This window comes from Oceanospirillum sp. (assembly GCF_048265165.1).
GTDB lineage: Bacteria > Pseudomonadota > Gammaproteobacteria > Pseudomonadales > Halomonadaceae > Oceanospirillum.
Map to the genome: position 1 here is coordinate 124,885 of NZ_JBLXCD010000005.1, position 15,527 is coordinate 140,411.

The 15,527-nt window shown below is 50.1% G+C and carries 17 protein-coding genes; 6 read left to right on the plus strand and 11 right to left on the minus strand.

Annotated features, from left to right (window positions below):
- Nucleotides 1–9: 9 nt before the first annotated feature.
- Complete coding sequence (soxR, locus tag ACN0R8_RS11350) at nucleotides 10–465, minus strand: redox-sensitive transcriptional activator SoxR (RefSeq protein ID WP_417597480.1); 456 nt, start codon at nucleotides 463–465, stop codon at nucleotides 10–12.
- Between the two features lie 160 nt (nucleotides 466–625).
- Here soxR and ACN0R8_RS11355 point away from each other — a divergent pair, with 160 nt between their 5' ends.
- Nucleotides 626–1,093 (plus strand): VOC family protein, encoded by a 468-nt coding sequence (locus ACN0R8_RS11355; protein WP_417597481.1) that lies wholly within the window; start codon nucleotides 626–628, stop codon nucleotides 1,091–1,093.
- Between the two features lie 292 nt (nucleotides 1,094–1,385).
- On the opposite strand, the gene ACN0R8_RS11360 is transcribed toward ACN0R8_RS11355, so the two are convergent.
- The 4 genes from ACN0R8_RS11360 to ACN0R8_RS11375 all read right to left on the minus strand — a co-directional run bounded on the left by ACN0R8_RS11360 (nucleotide 1,386) and on the right by ACN0R8_RS11375 (nucleotide 5,919).
- Nucleotides 1,386–2,762, minus strand: coding sequence for an aspartate aminotransferase family protein (locus ACN0R8_RS11360; RefSeq protein WP_417597483.1), 1,377 nt, complete (start codon nucleotides 2,760–2,762; stop codon nucleotides 1,386–1,388).
- 15 nt (nucleotides 2,763–2,777) lie between these two features.
- The gene (locus tag ACN0R8_RS11365) at nucleotides 2,778–3,539 is read right to left on the minus strand and encodes an SDR family NAD(P)-dependent oxidoreductase (RefSeq protein ID WP_417597485.1); all 762 of its coding nucleotides are present in this window, start codon (nucleotides 3,537–3,539) and stop codon (nucleotides 2,778–2,780) included.
- A 23-nt stretch (nucleotides 3,540–3,562) separates the two neighbouring features.
- The gene (locus ACN0R8_RS11370; RefSeq protein WP_417597487.1) at nucleotides 3,563–4,318 is read right to left on the minus strand and encodes a sulfite exporter TauE/SafE family protein; all 756 of its coding nucleotides are present in this window, start codon (nucleotides 4,316–4,318) and stop codon (nucleotides 3,563–3,565) included.
- A 125-nt stretch (nucleotides 4,319–4,443) separates the two neighbouring features.
- Nucleotides 4,444–5,919: a PLP-dependent aminotransferase family protein gene (locus ACN0R8_RS11375; protein ID WP_417597489.1), complete on the minus strand. Its 1,476-nt coding sequence runs from the start codon at nucleotides 5,917–5,919 to the stop codon at nucleotides 4,444–4,446.
- Nucleotides 5,920–6,120: 201 nt separating this feature from the next.
- On the opposite strand from ACN0R8_RS11375, the gene tauA reads away from it, so the two are divergent.
- The 4 genes from tauA (at nucleotide 6,121) to ACN0R8_RS11395 (ending at nucleotide 9,269) form a co-directional block, all read left to right on the plus strand.
- Nucleotides 6,121–7,152 (plus strand): taurine ABC transporter substrate-binding protein, encoded by a 1,032-nt coding sequence (gene tauA / locus ACN0R8_RS11380; protein ID WP_417597491.1) that lies wholly within the window; start codon nucleotides 6,121–6,123, stop codon nucleotides 7,150–7,152.
- 56 nt (nucleotides 7,153–7,208) lie between these two features.
- A complete protein-coding gene (locus ACN0R8_RS11385; protein ID WP_417597493.1) occupies nucleotides 7,209–8,054 on the plus strand; it encodes a taurine ABC transporter ATP-binding protein in 846 nt (281 codons plus the stop codon).
- A gap of 119 nt (nucleotides 8,055–8,173) precedes the next feature.
- Complete coding sequence (locus ACN0R8_RS11390) at nucleotides 8,174–9,004, plus strand: ABC transporter permease subunit (protein WP_417597495.1); 831 nt, start codon at nucleotides 8,174–8,176, stop codon at nucleotides 9,002–9,004.
- 127 nt (nucleotides 9,005–9,131) lie between these two features.
- Nucleotides 9,132–9,269, plus strand: a complete 138-nt coding sequence (locus ACN0R8_RS11395) for a type II toxin-antitoxin system mRNA interferase toxin, RelE/StbE family (protein ID WP_417597497.1) — start codon at nucleotides 9,132–9,134, stop codon at nucleotides 9,267–9,269.
- 111 nt (nucleotides 9,270–9,380) lie between these two features.
- Here ACN0R8_RS11395 and ACN0R8_RS11400 read toward each other — a convergent pair whose 3' ends face one another.
- From ACN0R8_RS11400 to ACN0R8_RS11415, 4 genes are all read right to left on the minus strand, one after another.
- Nucleotides 9,381–9,788 carry a hypothetical protein gene (locus ACN0R8_RS11400; RefSeq protein WP_417597499.1) on the minus strand — a complete coding sequence of 136 codons (408 nt, stop codon included), beginning with the start codon at nucleotides 9,786–9,788 and terminating at the stop codon, nucleotides 9,381–9,383.
- A gap of 1 nt (nucleotide 9,789) precedes the next feature.
- Nucleotides 9,790–10,251: a type II toxin-antitoxin system HicB family antitoxin gene (locus ACN0R8_RS11405; protein WP_417597501.1), complete on the minus strand. Its 462-nt coding sequence runs from the start codon at nucleotides 10,249–10,251 to the stop codon at nucleotides 9,790–9,792.
- Nucleotides 10,244–10,516 (minus strand): type II toxin-antitoxin system HicA family toxin, encoded by a 273-nt coding sequence (locus ACN0R8_RS11410; RefSeq protein WP_417597503.1) that lies wholly within the window; start codon nucleotides 10,514–10,516, stop codon nucleotides 10,244–10,246. Before ACN0R8_RS11410 ends, ACN0R8_RS11405 begins: the two co-directional genes overlap by 8 nt.
- A 437-nt stretch (nucleotides 10,517–10,953) precedes the next feature.
- Nucleotides 10,954–11,622, minus strand: a complete 669-nt coding sequence (locus tag ACN0R8_RS11415) for a 7-cyano-7-deazaguanine/7-aminomethyl-7-deazaguanine transporter (protein ID WP_417597505.1) — start codon at nucleotides 11,620–11,622, stop codon at nucleotides 10,954–10,956.
- A 498-nt stretch (nucleotides 11,623–12,120) separates the two neighbouring features.
- Between ACN0R8_RS11415 and ACN0R8_RS11420 the strand changes: the two genes are divergently transcribed.
- Nucleotides 12,121–13,950, plus strand: coding sequence for an ABC transporter ATP-binding protein (locus ACN0R8_RS11420; RefSeq protein WP_417597507.1), 1,830 nt, complete (start codon nucleotides 12,121–12,123; stop codon nucleotides 13,948–13,950).
- A 113-nt stretch (nucleotides 13,951–14,063) separates the two neighbouring features.
- Here ACN0R8_RS11420 and ACN0R8_RS11425 read toward each other — a convergent pair whose 3' ends face one another.
- Together ACN0R8_RS11425 and ACN0R8_RS11430 are read right to left on the minus strand one after the other, a co-directional pair.
- Complete coding sequence (locus ACN0R8_RS11425) at nucleotides 14,064–14,264, minus strand: DUF3185 family protein (RefSeq protein ID WP_417597509.1); 201 nt, start codon at nucleotides 14,262–14,264, stop codon at nucleotides 14,064–14,066.
- Nucleotides 14,265–14,440: 176 nt separating this feature from the next.
- Nucleotides 14,441–15,343 (minus strand): LysR substrate-binding domain-containing protein, encoded by a 903-nt coding sequence (locus ACN0R8_RS11430; protein WP_417597511.1) that lies wholly within the window; start codon nucleotides 15,341–15,343, stop codon nucleotides 14,441–14,443.
- Nucleotides 15,344–15,527 lie beyond the last annotated feature (184 nt).

The window sequence follows — 15,527 nt, forward strand, 5'->3', positions numbered from 1 at the left end:
TATAAGGTATTAATCCGGCACACCATTCCGGTCAAGAATCACCGGCCCAGCCCCTTCTGTGGCTAACTCATCCTCGGCATTATACAACGGGCAGCTCTTCATCGAGAGACAGCCACAACCGATGCAACCTGTCATATGATCCCGAAGCCGCTCCAGATATCGAATCCGCTGATCGAGTTTCTCCTGCCATCCGGCGGAGAGTCTCTCCCAATCTTTCTGTGTCGGTGTGCGGTTTTCCGGCAGTGCAGAAAAGGCCTGCTCGACCTCACTTAAAGTTATCCCCAGCTTCTGAGCCGCTTTAATGACCGAGATTCTTCGCAGTACATCCGGTGTATATCGCCGCTGATTACCGGGGTTGCGATGACTTGATATCAGCCCCCGCTGTTCATAAAAGTGCAGAGTGCTGACCTTAACTCCGGAGCGCTCTGCCACCCGCCCTACCGACCAGTTATCCCGAGTCGCCATGCTGATTCCTCCTGTGAATTTCCCGCCAACCATAGCCTTAAATGCAAACCGAAAATTAAAAGCAAAAAAGTTGAAACAGAGTCTTTACCTCAACCTAGCTTGAGGTTTTAAGCTGCACCCATTCTACAAAACACGACAGATCAAAAGAAGGAAACAGAAGATGATTCACTTAGAACATATCAACTTGGTGGTTACCGATCTGGTCACATCGCTGAAGTTTTATCGCGCGGCATTTCCTCATTGGAAAGTACGTGCTAAAGGCGAAAGCAACTGGTACGGCAAGGTCAGAAACTGGCTGCATTACGGCGATGATTATCAGTATCTAGCACTAAATGACTCTGGCAACGGTCACAATCGGGATCTGACCGGACACGAGCTGGGGCTAGCCCATATCGCTTTTGTGACTTCAAATATTGATGCTGTAATTGCACGGTTAGCAGAGTCTGGTTTCGAGATCAGCAAGGATGGTGCTGAAGAACCTCATCGTAGGAATGTTTACTTTATCGACCCGGATGGCTATGAAATCGAGTTCGTGCAATACCTGAGCGACCTACCCGTAGAGCGCAATGCTGCACCAAAGTCGGTCGCAGAAGAAGCTGAAGCCTTCAGCAAAGCGGTCTATCAGTAAGGGGTTTAAAACCGGTTTATTCAGCAAATTCTACCTATCAATAGACACTCTAAGCGAGCATCAAAATGCTCGCTTAGAGTGCATCAAAAAAACGGAGGGAGAGTGAAAGCCGAGTAATCAGAAAATCGCCAGACAACAGATAGCTCACAGTAAAAAACACTGAAGTGAACCGCAGAAAAACGACTGGTTCCAGCAAAGCAATCAAACTACTGATAAAAGGTGGGCATTTTCCGCCATTTTTCTATTTACGCCGATCCCGGTCGCAATCGACCGGGAACGGGTCTGTACAGGGTTAAGCCACCACCGAACTGATAGCCTGATCCAGAGTGTTCACAATCTGATCGATCTGTTCAGCCGTGGCGGTCAGTGCAGGGCTGAAGTTGAGGATATTGTTATACCTCTCAAAACTCCGGTTGGTCCGTCCAATCAATACTCCCATTTCCTTACATCTACCGACAATTGCAATAGCAACTGATTCATCTACTGGTACCTTGCTGTCACGATCCTGTACCAGCTCAATACCGGCAAACAATCCTTTGCCGCGCACATCCCCAATAATCGGGTGTTTATCTTTGAGGGCCGCCAGGCGTGTTAGTAGGTAATCCCCCATTTGCTGCGAGTTCTGCACCAAATTCTCCTCTTCCAGAATTTGCATATTGACCAACGCCGCAGCTGGACCTGCCAAACAGCCACCAAATGTGGAGATATCACGAAAATAGCCCAGTGTATCTTCTGCGCTCTTTTCCTGAAGTAACTCGTAAACCCGTTCTGTGGTCACCGTACATGAGATAGCGGCGTAACCAGAAGCCAGCCCCTTCGCCATAGTGACAATATCCGGCTGGACGTCATAGTGCTGATAACCGAACCACCGGCCGGTACGGCCGACACCGCAGACCACCTCATCCATAATCAGGAGGATATTGTAACGATCACAGATCTCACGCACCCGTGGCCAGTATCCGGCCGGAGGTGTAATCACCCCACCACCGGCGGTAATTGGTTCCAGAATGATCGCACCTACAGTGTCAGGTCCTTCCTGCAGAACAACCTCTTCAATCGCATCTGCTGCCCGTAGACCATAGTCCTCAGCTTCCGGATACTGATTGCGATATTCACAGCAGTGAGGCACTTCTACAAACCCTGGAGCGAAGGGCCCAAACTGAGCCCGGCGCTCTGCCTGACCGGTAGCACTCAAAGCCGCCAGCGTAGTACCGTGGTAGTCCCGATCCCGGTACAGAATTTTGCTCTTTTTACCGCCATAATATTTATGGGCGATCTGGCGCACCATCTTAAAGGCTTTTTCATTGGCTTCGGAGCCGGAGTTGGAGTAGTACACCCGGTTCATCCCTGGCATCTTCTCCAACAGTTTCTTGGCAAAAGCTGCCGCAGGCGCACTAGCCATGGCACCAGCAAAGAAGTTCAACTGACTGAGCTGAGCGGCAACCGCATTGGCAATCTCCTGTCGACCATAGCCTACATTGGTCACCCAAACGCCACCGGCGGAAGCATCCAGATATTCGTTACCCTCACTATCCCACAGGCGCAGACCTTCGCCACGGACAAACATAGGCAAACCTTTCTCAGCAGCACTGTGCGGTGTCAGGTGGTGCCAGACATGATCCCGGTCCAGCTTTTTCAGCATATCCAGTTCATTAACTTGATGATTCATAAAAGAGTCCTGCCATTATTGATTACGGTGAACAGAAAACGGAGACCATGCCTGGGAGACCGGCATCAGCTCCAGTTGATTGATATTCAGATGCGGAGGCAGGGTCGCGAGCCAGAGCACGGTGTCGGCGATATCATCAGGCTGGATGGGGTCTGCACCCTGATAGAGGTTGTTATAGGCATCCTGATCGCCACCAGTCCGGACCAAGGTAAACTCACTTTCTGACAGACCCGGAGCGAGGTTGGTAACCCGCACCCCTGTTCCGGACAGATCACAGCGCAATGCATACGAGAATTGCTCTACAAAGGCTTTAGTGCCGCAATACACATTTCCGCCGGGATAGGGCCAATGACCGGCGATCGAACCAAGATTAATAATTGTGCTGCCTTTACCTTGAGCGATCAGCCGGGGCAGTAGCTTATGAGTGACCGTTGTCAGACCTTTGATATTGGTGTCGATCATAGTGTGCCAATCCTGCAGGTCACAGGACGGAGCCAGCTCAGTACCCAGAGCCAGCCCTGCATTATTCAGCAACAGATCAATCCGACTGAAGGCATCCGGTAAACCATCCAGTTGTGACTGAACAGCAACAGGATCACAAACATCCAGTGTTAGTGTCAGCACTTCAGTCTGAGCGGACAGCTCCTCCTGAATTGCCTCCAGACGTGAAGCCCTACGGCCGGTAAGCACCAAATGCCAGCCGACATCAGCAAGTTTACGAGCACAGGCCAGACCAAAGCCTGAGGTAGCACCGGTGATAAAAGCAGTTTTGGACATGATATGTCTCCTGTTCAGATTCATCAGAAAATTCGGTAAATCCCCAGCCCCACTCCGCTGAGCGACAGTGCCGTCAACACCGGCAGAGCGACTGAGTGGAAAGAAGCGGGTTGTAAGCGGTGAAAACCCCACTGCCCTAACTGAACGCCTATTAACGTAGGCAATATCAGCATCAAAAACGGAGTCAGCAAATCCGCATCAAAAACGTCATTGAGATACAGTAGTAGCAAGGCCAGCAGATCGGTTGCAGCTAAAATCACCACCATCGAGGCACGCTGTACCTGAGGACTCAAACCAGAACCCAGCAGATAACAGACCACCGGCAGACCACCAACAGATGCAGCAGCGGTAAATGCTCCGGAAACACTACCGATCAGGCAGGTTTTACCGGTTGTAAGTGAGCGGGCGGCAGACTGGGGGCGTCGGAAAAGAATCAGAGTCATACCCAGCACTGAAAAGCTGATCGTCAGTTTGAGCAGGCTTTCCGGCAGCTGTGTCAGAATCAGCAACCCTCCCGGAATACCTATTAAAGCGCCCGCCCCCAACCGGACAATCAACGGCCGGTCCACATACTGATAGGCGGGTTTCAGCAGTCCGAGGGTACCCACCAGATCCAGTAGCAGAATTACGGGGACACTTAACTGTGGTGGCCAGATCAGATTCAATCCGGTAATAGCTATGGCGGCAAAACCAAAACCGGTATAGCCACGCACCAGAGCGGCAACCGCCACCAAAAGTGCGGCCCATTCAAAGTGTTGAATATCTGCCAGAGGTATCACGTCAGCCTACCCCCCCTTTTCGTGATGCGCCGGAGCGACATTGCTCAGACTTTCCATCACGTTAGGGGTTGGTGGCTTCAGGGTGATAGAGCCAGTTCAGGGAGGTTGTGGGTCCAGTGCAACGATCAGACGGAGCGGAAGCGTTCCAGCGAGCGGCTAAGCTGGGCGATACCCGGCTCAATTTTGTGGGCGGCGATGGCAGAGAACCCCAACCGAAAGTAGTGTCGCGGAGGAGATGGCGACAGAAAGTGCACGGCCCCGGGTTCAATCAGTACACCATCATGGGCGGCAGCCCAGGAAAGCACCTCAGTATCCACATCCTCTGGTGCTTCCAGCCAAATTGATGAAGCACCGGAGCTAACCGGAACCGTATGCATCCCGGGCAGATGGCTCTCAATCGCCGACTGCATCCGGTCCAACTTGCTAAGATAGAGTTCACGAATCTTACGCAGATAAGTGTCGTAATGGCCTTGTGCCAGAAACAGCGCAGTCTGACGCTGGTTGTTGGCTGGGGGGTGGCGGTACATCAGACGGCGCAAGGCTCGGGCTTCAGCAATCAGGGTTTCATCGGCCACCATAAACCCCAGCCGCAGGCCGGGAGAGATCGACTTGGACAGGCTACCCATATAGATCACACGCTTATTCCGGTCACTGGCTTTCAGCGCCGGAACCGGTTTCTGTTGCATATTAATATCGGCATCATAGTCATCCTCAATCAGGATGCAGTCCTGTTCCGAAGCCAGATGCATTAGAGCACGACGACGCTCCGATGACAGTTCCGCACCAGTGGGTACCTGATGGCTGGGGGTGATGTAGATATAATCACAATCGTTAAGGCGCGCGTCCACCTGTATACCCGCTTCATCCACCGGTTGCAGATGCAGGGTGGCTTCGAAAGTTTTGAAGATGTTGTGGGCATCCCGAAAGCCTGGATTTTCCAGTGCAATCCGAGTCTCGGGTTTCAGCAGCAGGTTGGCCAGCAGGTAGAGAGAGTTCTGCGTGCCGATGGTAATCAATATCTCATTGGCTTCGGCATAAATGCCTCTTTTGGGTAGAAGGCGGGTCCGGATCTGCTCAATCAGCACAGCATCATCTGAGTCAACACTGTCATGAATCCAATCTCGGTCACTCATCCCGGACAGGGATTTACGGGCACAGTCACGCCACTGCTCTATCGGAAAGAACTCATGCTGTACCTGACCGTAAATGAAGGGGTACTCAAACGAGCGCCAGTTGTTAGGTTTAACGATCACCTGTTCTTCACTGGGGCGGTGGCGAAAACGGGACAACCAGTCTGGTGTTTCACCAGGGAGATCCGGCACCAGCTCGGTGCATAACGCATCCGACCGGTGAAAAGCCGGTGCAATGAAATACCCTCTGCGGCTGCGGGAGATCAGATAACCGGTATCCACCAGCTGTTCGTAAATCAATACCACCGTATTGCGGGAAACCCCCAACTGACCGGCTAATCGCCGGGATGAGGGCATAGGCTCATCCACCGGAAGATGACCGCTTAGGATGGTAGCAACAAGGTGCTCCCGAATCTGATCCTGCAGAGTACGGCCAGGGTCAAAGTCAATCTTCAGATAGTGCTCATTCATGGTCTCAGACTCAGATGTTGCGGGGTGATGCTTTAAAATGAAGCAAGTCACATACCACAAGCAGCAACTGGACCTATGCACGGTTAAATCTGGCTCTATGGTGGAAGCGAAGCCCGGCTCTAAGGTGAGAAACAGAATATAAACCTCTGGCTGCTAAAGCGGCTTCTCATTCTTTCTCACGACAGAGAACGGAGCATAACCATGATAAAAACCTATCGCAGCAACCCTATCAGAAGCACTCTGAAAAAATTGGCTCTCGGTGTCGGCATCACCCTGCTCGGAACCCAGATCAGCCTCGCTGATACACTCACTATCGGCTATCAGGGCATGATGAATCCCTGGAAAACCGTGATCGCAGATAAAATGCTGGAAGCGGAAACCGGTATTGAAATCGAGTGGCGTCGCTTTGACTCCGGCGCGAAAGTAATTACTGCAATGGCATCAGGGGATGTGGATATCGCCACCGCCGGCTCCAGCCCGATTGCTGCCGCAATCAGCCGCGGTGTCGATATCGAGCTAGTCTGGATTCTGGAAAACATTAACGAAGCGGAAGCACTGGTCGTCCGCAAAGGCAGCGGTATCACTGCCCCTCAGGATTTGAAAGGCAAAACACTTGGAGTGCCCTTTGTTTCGACCACACATTTTCATACCTTGTTTGCACTGGAGCAGTTCGGTTTATCAGACCAGGATGTCCAGGTTCTTAATCTACAGCCCAATGCGATCTCCGCAGCCTGGCGCCGTGGCGACATTGATGCCGCCTTCATCTGGGACCCTGTACTCAGCCGGATCAAAGCCGATGGAGATGTACTGATAAGCTCAGGTGAATTAAGCCGCTGGGGCAAAGCAACCTTTGACGGCATGGTGGTGAGTAAAGAGTATGCCGCTGACAATCCGGAAGTGGTGACAACTCTGGTTCGGCTCGCTGCAGAAGCCGATGCGCAATATCGCGATCAGAAAGAATCCCTGACCGCTGAATCTCCCATGGTGCAGAAAATCGCCAAAATGACAGGGGGCGACGCCGCGTCAGTACCCGCTGTGCTGAGCCTGTACCAATTCCCAACGTTGTCAGAACAAACGAGCTGTGCCTGGTTGAGCTGCGGTGAAGAAGGTGGTGCAGCCAAAGCACTGCGCTTTACTTCTGAATTCCTGAAAGCTCAGGGCAAGATCCCGGGACTAAAAGAACGTTACAGCGATTACGTCAACCCAAGCTTTGCCAAGCAAGCCCTCAACTGAGCAACAGACGGCGGAGCTACCGATAATCGGCAGGCTCCGCTGCAGGAGATATCACCATGAGCAGATTACAAATTCACGATGTGTCGGTGGTATACCCCGGCCTGAACAACGGCGAAGAAGTGCATGCCCTGTCCAATATCAACTTCACCATTGAGCCTGGCGAGTTTGTGGTCGCCCTGGGGGCCTCCGGTTGCGGTAAAACCACTCTACTGAGCCTGATGGCCGGCTTTATCGCCCCATCGGATGGATATCTGACCCTAGGAGACAGCACGGTTGCCGGTCTGCCCCGTATTGCCTGTGGGGTGGATCTGGCCGATCAGATTACAGGTCCGGGTAAAGAGCGTGGCGTGGTCTTTCAGAAACATGCACTGCTCCCCTGGTTGAATGTGATCGAAAATACCGAGTTTGGCCTCAAACTACAGGGCTTGCCAAAAGCGAAGCGGCGTGAACGGGCCGCCGCTTATCTGAAATTGGTGGGACTGGAAGATTTTCATCAGCACCCGGTGTACCAGCTTTCCGGTGGTATGCAGCAGCGGGTAGGGATAGCGAGAGCCCTGACCAATGACCCTGAAATGCTGCTGCTGGATGAGCCTTTGGGGGCATTAGATGCCCTAACCCGGGAGGTATTGCAGGAATTGCTGATGGATGTCTGGAAGCAGACCCAGAAAATGATGTTTTTTATCACCCACAGCGTGGAAGAAGCCCTATTTATGGCCTCTCGCCTGATTATTATGTCGCCGCGACCGGGTCGTATTACCCACGAATTCAATCTGGATTTTAACGAGCGCTTTCTTGAATGCCGCGATGCTCGCAAAGTGAAATCGTTACCGGAGTTTATCGAGATGCGCGAACAAGTGCTCAGTATCATTCATGGGGATGAACAAGGCGGAGGTATACACTGATGACCGCTCAAAAGGTATTAAACCGCGATGAGACCACGATCTCTGATAAACCTTTCACACTATCGACTTCAAATACAACCGGGACTATCCGACAAAAAACCAATAACAGGCCAACTCCGATGCAGCGTTTTTTAAAGTTATTTATGGCAGGGCCTGCCAAACCCGGCGATGCTTTTGGCGATCCGGGTCAAGGCAGCAGTCTGGCGATCAGCATGATAACAGCGCTGACTCTGATAGGGATCTGGTTCATCGCGACAACTTTAGGCTGGGTTGAACCTCTTTTTCTGCCCTCCCCAGGGGCTGTTGTCAGTCGTTTTTGGGAAGTACTGACCGTCGGCTTTGCCAACGCCACTCTGCTGGAACATACCGGTTGGAGTATGATGCGGGTATTCGGTGCGTTTACGCTGGCCCTGATCACAGCAGTGCCAATCGGCATCTTTATGGGAGTGAATCGAATCGGTCGCGGGTTATTTGACCCTATTATCGAATTTTATCGTCCACTACCACCACTGGCTTATCTACCGCTGGTGATCATCTGGATGGGGATTGGTGAAAGCTCGAAAGTGGTACTCATCTATATGGCAATCTTTGCCCCTATGGCACTGAGTGCCCGGGCAGGCGTTAAATCCGTCGCCATTGAGCAGATCCATGCCGCATACTCAATGGGTGCTTCCCGCTGGCAGGTGGTACGCCATATCATCCTGAAAAGTGCTCTGCCGGAGATCCTGACAGGCATGCGTATCGGCATCGGTTTTGGCTGGACCACCCTAGTGGCTGCCGAAATGGTCGCCGCCCAAGCCGGCCTGGGCTTTATGGTACTAAATGCCGCAGAGTTCCTGGTAACCGATGTGGTGATTATGGGCATCATTGTGATCGGGATTATCGCCTACCTGTTTGACCTGCTGATGCGTTACGCCGAGCGAAAATTGGTGCCGTGGAAGGGGCAGTAGTAAAAAGTTCGATAATCTCTTCCATTTTATGGAATCTATGCCACACCTGCCCATCGCGGCGGGGTGGTATATAAAACCAGACAGACTTACTCTTAACTGACGATTTCTGCTTAGCGGCCAATTCTGAGTGCAGCCCCCATCACCTACCGGAAACTGGCTCTGTTTCAGAGACAGCCATATCAAACCAGGCTTAGTGCTGATCTATCGAGTGAAAGATGGAGTATTACAACTCGCCAGAATTGGAAGTCATAGCGAGTTGTTTTAGGAATCCTTTTATAGCTAGGCAGCTATTCCGATTTAGAGCGCAGTCGCTCGGCGGTAGCAACCCGACAGCTAAAGGGTGCAGCTAAGTTAGAAACTTACTGCAAATCTATAATCAAACGTGCTCCACATTACTCGGATACGTGGGGAGCACAATGCCATCCAGCGGCGTAAAATGCAGAAGGTTCTCAAGGCTTTGTTTTACTACTATCGCTATATAGGAATCAAAGAACCAGGCATTATCGCGATAAAATCCATCCGATATATTCAGTTCCTTATCTTGCACAGTAAAATTAACCGCAAGCTTTGCTTCAGCAGTAAATCCCGGCTCATCAGAGCCTTCTTCATGCCCCGTGAGCGCTGCTAAAACATCAATGCAGTAGGCATCAAGTTCTTCATCCACTAAAAAAATGTCACCCACTTCTACATTTATAGTGTAGTAGCCTTTACCTTTTGGCTTGCCATTGAGTTCAAACTGGGACCCCAATATATCAAAACCAGCAAATCTGATCTTATCTAGCATTTCAGTGAGCCTTCATTTTATAATCAGATTCTTTATTATTAAATGAAAAATCCACTTCATACTTGCGCTCAGTTTTATTCAAGAGTTCGTTAGTATAATGATAGCTATGATTATTAATAATCATTTTTGAGCCATTCAAATAATAGTTAACAGATCTTTTAACAATATCATTTATTGAGCAGTTTTCTTCCAGAGATTTTAAATAAGCTTTTTTATGAAGCTCTTCACCGATACGGACATTAAAAGAGCCATTCATTGGCTTATCCGGTTTTTTACCCAGCATTTCGCACGTTTCAAGGTAATCTTCTACCGCTTCTTCAAAAGCAGCCTTTAACCCCGCAACATCTGAAGCTTCATAAGTCACCAGATCGTTAATGCATTCAATTTTTCCGTGGAGAACTTCATCCTCGAAATCAAATTCATACGAACCATAAAAGCCCTTATGCTTCATCAATTTACTCATTTGAGTCACCCTGTTGCTCAAGCATTTCCAGCTCTTTAAGTTTCTCAACCACTTGCTTAACCATATACGCTTTAAGGATAGGCTGCGGATGTGGTTCATGCAGATTGATCAACAATTTTGTCTTTTGGTGAACGAACTTTCGCCGGGAGCCTTTTCCGGCAAATTCCTCGAAGCCTCTCGCCGCCAAAAGGGAGCATAACTCTTTCCATGTAAAGTCTTTTGGCTTACTTAGAAGCTTGGCTTCAAGTTTGTCTTGCTTACCCATATCGTTTTAGCTCTTCACCAAAGCGCATGCAACTATAATTTAGTTGCAAGCTTCAATTCAAGTCATTTCCCTGTACAAGAACCTTAACACAAGGTGTAAATGAGTCATTCGAAACTAAATGATTAGTTTATCCTCCCTTACCCCTGCCCCATCACTTTCATGGCATTTAGCGTAGCCAGATCTGCCGGTAAGCCTCTGGTCTGCCGCTCTGCGATCTCCCGCGCTTGCAGCTTAACCTACTATTTATTCTCTACTTTAGACACCACATATAGACGTCCCAAAGTAGAAACGAGTCGGTGCGCAGTAGGATCTGTTCGGCTGACTGCCATAGTCAGAATGGTAATCAGCCACCATTCCCCAGACACAAAAAAAAGCGGCTTAACCTGTGTTAAGCCGCTTTCGGAACCCCTCAGTTCTTTCTCTGTAGCAATCGACGATTAAAGCGCCTGCTGTGTTTTCAGCTCATCACTAACCTGGGTCAGCTTACGACTCAGGGTGTTGAGTAGTACACCGTAAAGAGGAATAAACAGCACAAGGGAGATAACAATTTTAAACAGATAATCCAGAGTAGCGATCTCAACCCAGTTAGCCGCCATAAAGGCATCCGGGCTTTTATAAAAAGCAATGGAGAAGAAAGCCAGTGTATCCAAAGCATTACCCAGAATGGTCGACAGCGTAGGGGCGACCCACCATGGCCCTGCCCGGCGCAGGCGGTTAAAAACCTGGACATCCAGAATCTGTCCCAACACATACGCCATAAAGCTTGCAATGGCGATTCGGGCAACAAACAGGTTGAACTCGCTCAGCTGAGCAAAACCCTGAAACGCACCCTCAAAGAAAAGCACCGACAGTCCATAGGAGGCCAGTAGTGCTGGTAGCATCACTTTAAAGATGATCTTACGCGCCATCGGTGCCCCGAAAATCCGAACGGTCAGATCGGTGGCCAGAAAAATAAACGGAAAACTGAACGCACCCCAGGTGGTATGGAAACCAAATAGAGTAAAGGGTATTTGAACCAGATAGTTACTGGAAATAATAACCAGCAGGTGGAAAGCCACCAACCAGGTTAGCGCTTTGCGCTGTTGGGCAGGCGAGAATGCACTCATAAGTGTTACCTTTTTATTGATTGGGGTGAGGGAACCCAAGTGAACGTTTACAACCGAAAAGCAGGGACACCCGTTGTTGATATCTTTTGTGGACAGCAGTTGCACTGCGGGACTGTTGATAAGTAAGCAAGTAGATTAAAGAACCTTGCCTGCTTTACCTCAGCCTTCCGGCATGACGGCCGGGGATTATACAGAAGTGTGCCTCAGACAAAAGTCTGAATCGAATCTTTTTCTGCTTTTCATCCCAATATACCGCTTTATATATCTCACACTTTTTTCACGCCATATGCCCTTATCATCTCCACTATAATCAATTTCGCTGGTGGGCATGGCCGATTAATTTTTCTCTCCTACAGACTAAAGGATTCTCTCTTTTAAGCTGGTATGTCTTTCTGATTACTCTATCATGCTCGAACCCTTCCTATGTCGCGGAAGACCTACCTAAAGGTCTGTACCGGCAATCTGAGTACCTGAAACCAGTTCAACACGAGTACGGCTATGTTTGCATTTTTTGAACGCCTGATTGCTGCTTTTCCTAAGGAAGAGCCTCAACAACCACCCGCTAAACTTCTGCAGTTTATTTTGCATTACACCAAAGGTATGGGCCTGCCGCTGATTCTTATGGCGGTGCTGACCGCGGGGGTTGCTGTGCTTGAAGTGACCCTGTTTGGCTTTATGGGGCAGTTGGTAGACTGGCTGTCGGCTCAGGACCCTAAAACCTTTCTGGAACAAGAAGCCTCGACCCTATTTTGGATGGCACTGGTGCCCTTGGTTGCCCTGCCATTAACAGGCCTTCTGCACTCGCTGGTGATACACCAGAGCCTGCTGGGAAACTTTCCGATGGTGATTCGCTGGCAGGCCCATCGCTACCTACTGAAGCAGAGTGTTTCTTTCTATTCAAACGACTTTGCCGGCCGTATCGCCACTAAGGTGATGCAAACAGCTCTGGCAGTACGTGAGTCTGTTATGAAGCTGCTGAATGTACTGGTTTATATTGCAGTTTCCTTTATCGCTATGCTGGTACTGGTGGCTCAGGCGGACTGGCGACTGATGATGCCGGTGCTGATCTGGTTAGCACTCTATATTTCAGTTCAGGTTTACTTTGTGCCTAAGCTGAAAGCGATCTCTACAGAGCAGGCCGATGCACGCTCCTTGATGAGTGGCCGTATTGTCGATTCCTACACCAATATCGCCACAGTAAAACTTTTCTCCCACACCAACCGTGAGGCAGAGTTTGCCCGTGAAGGCATGGATCAGTTTATCGGTACGGTTTATCAACAGATGCGTCTGGTGACCTGGCTGAATTTCTGGGTGCAAAGCATCAACCATCTGTTAGCCTTTTCCATCGCGGCATTATCTATCTGGCTTTGGATGGAAGAGCTGGTCGGTGCCGGTGCAATTGCGATCTCTATCGCCCTAGCGCTACGTCTGAATGGCATGTCCCACTGGGTTATGTGGGAGATCAGTGCCTTGTTTGAGAATATTGGTACTACCGTGGACGGCATGAACACCCTGTCCAAGCCATTACAGGTGCAGGACAAACCAGAAGCCAAGCGCCTGACAGTAGACAGCGGGCGGATCGATTATCAGGATGTGGTCTTCCACTACGGCGAAGACAAGCCTGTGATTCCTCAGCTGAACCTGAATATCCGGCCCGGTGAAAAAGTGGGTCTTGTGGGTCGCTCCGGTGCCGGAAAATCAACGCTGGTAAATCTGCTGATGCGGTTTTTCGATGTTGAATCCGGTCAGATCAAGGTAGATGGACAGGATGTTCGGGAGGTTACTCAGGACAGCCTGCGGGCTCAGATCGGCATGGTGACCCAGGATACGTCTCTACTGCACCGCTCGGTGCGGGATAACATTCTCTACGGTCGCCCGGATGCCAGTGAGGAAGAGATGATAGCTGCGGCGAAAAAAGCCGAAGCCCACGAGTTTATTCTTAGCCTAACAGACCCAGAAGGCCGCAAGGGCTACGATGCCCATGTGGGTGAACGGGGTGTAAAACTTTCCGGTGGTCAGCGCCAGCGTATCGCCATCGCCCGTGTCCTGCTGAAAGATGCCCCGATTCTGCTACTGGATGAAGCTACTTCAGCACTGGACTCTGAAGTAGAGGCCGCTATTCAGGCCAGTCTCTACACCCTGATGGAAGGCAAAACGGTAATTGCTATCGCCCACCGCCTCTCGACTATTGCGGCACTGGATCGATTAATCGTACTCGATAAAGGTGAGGTTGTGGAACAGGGCAGCCACGCTGAACTGATTGAGCAAGGCGGTATCTACGCTCAACTTTGGGCGCACCAGACCGGCGGCTTCCTCGGAGAAGAATAGTTAGCCAAAGAACAATACGGGTTTAAACCGGAGAAAGGTTAAAAATTAAGCCGGACATTCCTATAAGAAACAGGAATGTCCGGTTTTATTGTCTTAGGGACAAAGGTAGAGCTTTATTTAACCTTCATAATGCCAATCAGCACACAGAGCAAACCACCCGCCATACCGGCATAGGCTTCAACCGGTGTATCACCACTGACGGCACGGGTCAGCTGAGAGCTGGCTGAGTCGTAAACATCGTAACCCCAGAATGCCAATGCGACACCTATGATGATCAGAGCAATACCGATAATTTTTCCGTTGGAGTTTTTCATGCTGTCTCCTTAATACATAATGAAATACTGGCGCCCTTTAAAGCAGATCCGCGCCAGCCACAATAACCCATAAAACTCAGTATAGATGTTTCAACAATAACACTGATTGGTACAAGAAAATGTGACAGGTCATGATATTTCCTGAAACAGTATGGCACGATAAACAGAGGTGCTACCTACCAGCGTTTATGTCCCTCAAAGTAATCCCGCAGAAAATCAACAAAGGCCGCAATGCGGGCAGGCAGAAACTGACGATGCTGATAAACCGCATATACATTGAAATCATACCTTGGATAATCTTCAAACAGTTGGATCAGTCGTCCCTCTTTAACAAAAGGGGCTGCTATAAAGTCCGGCTGCTGAATAATCCCCATTCCCTGAGCTGCGGCTTCACACAGAGCCCGGCCGTTATTTGCGGCCAGTGTCCAGTTCACCCGTACCTTCTGCCGTTGGCCATCTTTATCATGGTACAACCAATAGTTTCTGTCCTGAGCCAGGTAGGTATACAGCAGACAACGGTGCTGCTGCAGCTGTTGAGGGGATTCAGGTGTTCCCTGCCCCCTAAGATATTCCGGTGAAGCATAAAACCCACCACGGCACTGGGTCAGCTTTCGTGCCACAAGACTGGAATCGGCCAGATTGGCAATACGAATGGCCACATCAAAGTTGTCAGCGGTCAGGTTACGTTGGCGATCATCCAGCTCCAGTTCAATACGCACCAAAGGATATACCTTCTGAAAGGCCTGAATCGGCTCAATCAGATGCAACAAGGTAAAGTCCATGGGGGCAGTCAGCCGCAGCAGTCCTCTGGGATCATGCCCCTGCTGGGTAACCGAGGATTCCAGCTCATCGAGCTCACTCAGCAGCGTCCGGCACCGGTTGTAATAATAGAGACCTTCATCGGTGGGATTGACCCGACGGGTGGTACGATTCAGCAGACGGATGCCCAGGTCTTTCTCAAGGGCTGCAATATGCTTGCTCACCATAGCGGTGGATATACCCAGGTTACGGCCTGTAGCAGCAAAACTTTCCAGCTCAACCACACGGCAATAAACCCGCATAGCTGTATATTTATCCATACCCCTTCCTAACCAGCACCCAACAGCACCAGACAATCGACTTAAAACCTAAATAAACGCAGCAGGACACTTATTTTGCAATAAGATTATCAACTAAAAAGAAACAGTGAATAACATTTAAGACCTATTATCATGGCAATCCAACACATCTACAATGGATTGATCAATCGCGGCGTAGCTGACA

What these genes read in the sequence shown, in the direction of transcription:
- soxR (WP_417597480.1), bottom strand. Translation starts at nt 465, where the DNA reads ATGGCGACTCGGGATAACTGGTCGGTAGGGCGGGTGGCAGAGCGCTCC.
- ACN0R8_RS11355 (WP_417597481.1), top strand. Translation starts at nt 626, where the DNA reads ATGATTCACTTAGAACATATCAACTTGGTGGTTACCGATCTGGTCACA.
- ACN0R8_RS11360 (WP_417597483.1), bottom strand. Translation starts at nt 2,762, where the DNA reads ATGAATCATCAAGTTAATGAACTGGATATGCTGAAAAAGCTGGACCGG.
- ACN0R8_RS11365 (WP_417597485.1), bottom strand. Translation starts at nt 3,539, where the DNA reads ATGTCCAAAACTGCTTTTATCACCGGTGCTACCTCAGGCTTTGGTCTG.
- ACN0R8_RS11375 (WP_417597489.1), bottom strand. Translation starts at nt 5,919, where the DNA reads ATGAATGAGCACTATCTGAAGATTGACTTTGACCCTGGCCGTACTCTG.
- tauA (WP_417597491.1), top strand. Translation starts at nt 6,121, where the DNA reads ATGATAAAAACCTATCGCAGCAACCCTATCAGAAGCACTCTGAAAAAA.
- ACN0R8_RS11385 (WP_417597493.1), top strand. Translation starts at nt 7,209, where the DNA reads ATGAGCAGATTACAAATTCACGATGTGTCGGTGGTATACCCCGGCCTG.
- ACN0R8_RS11390 (WP_417597495.1), top strand. Translation starts at nt 8,174, where the DNA reads ATGCAGCGTTTTTTAAAGTTATTTATGGCAGGGCCTGCCAAACCCGGC.
- ACN0R8_RS11400 (WP_417597499.1), bottom strand. Translation starts at nt 9,788, where the DNA reads ATGCTAGATAAGATCAGATTTGCTGGTTTTGATATATTGGGGTCCCAG.
- ACN0R8_RS11405 (WP_417597501.1), bottom strand. Translation starts at nt 10,251, where the DNA reads ATGAGTAAATTGATGAAGCATAAGGGCTTTTATGGTTCGTATGAATTT.
- ACN0R8_RS11410 (WP_417597503.1), bottom strand. Translation starts at nt 10,516, where the DNA reads ATGGGTAAGCAAGACAAACTTGAAGCCAAGCTTCTAAGTAAGCCAAAA.
- ACN0R8_RS11415 (WP_417597505.1), bottom strand. Translation starts at nt 11,622, where the DNA reads ATGAGTGCATTCTCGCCTGCCCAACAGCGCAAAGCGCTAACCTGGTTG.
- ACN0R8_RS11420 (WP_417597507.1), top strand. Translation starts at nt 12,121, where the DNA reads ATGTTTGCATTTTTTGAACGCCTGATTGCTGCTTTTCCTAAGGAAGAG.
- ACN0R8_RS11425 (WP_417597509.1), bottom strand. Translation starts at nt 14,264, where the DNA reads ATGAAAAACTCCAACGGAAAAATTATCGGTATTGCTCTGATCATCATA.
- ACN0R8_RS11430 (WP_417597511.1), bottom strand. Translation starts at nt 15,343, where the DNA reads ATGGATAAATATACAGCTATGCGGGTTTATTGCCGTGTGGTTGAGCTG.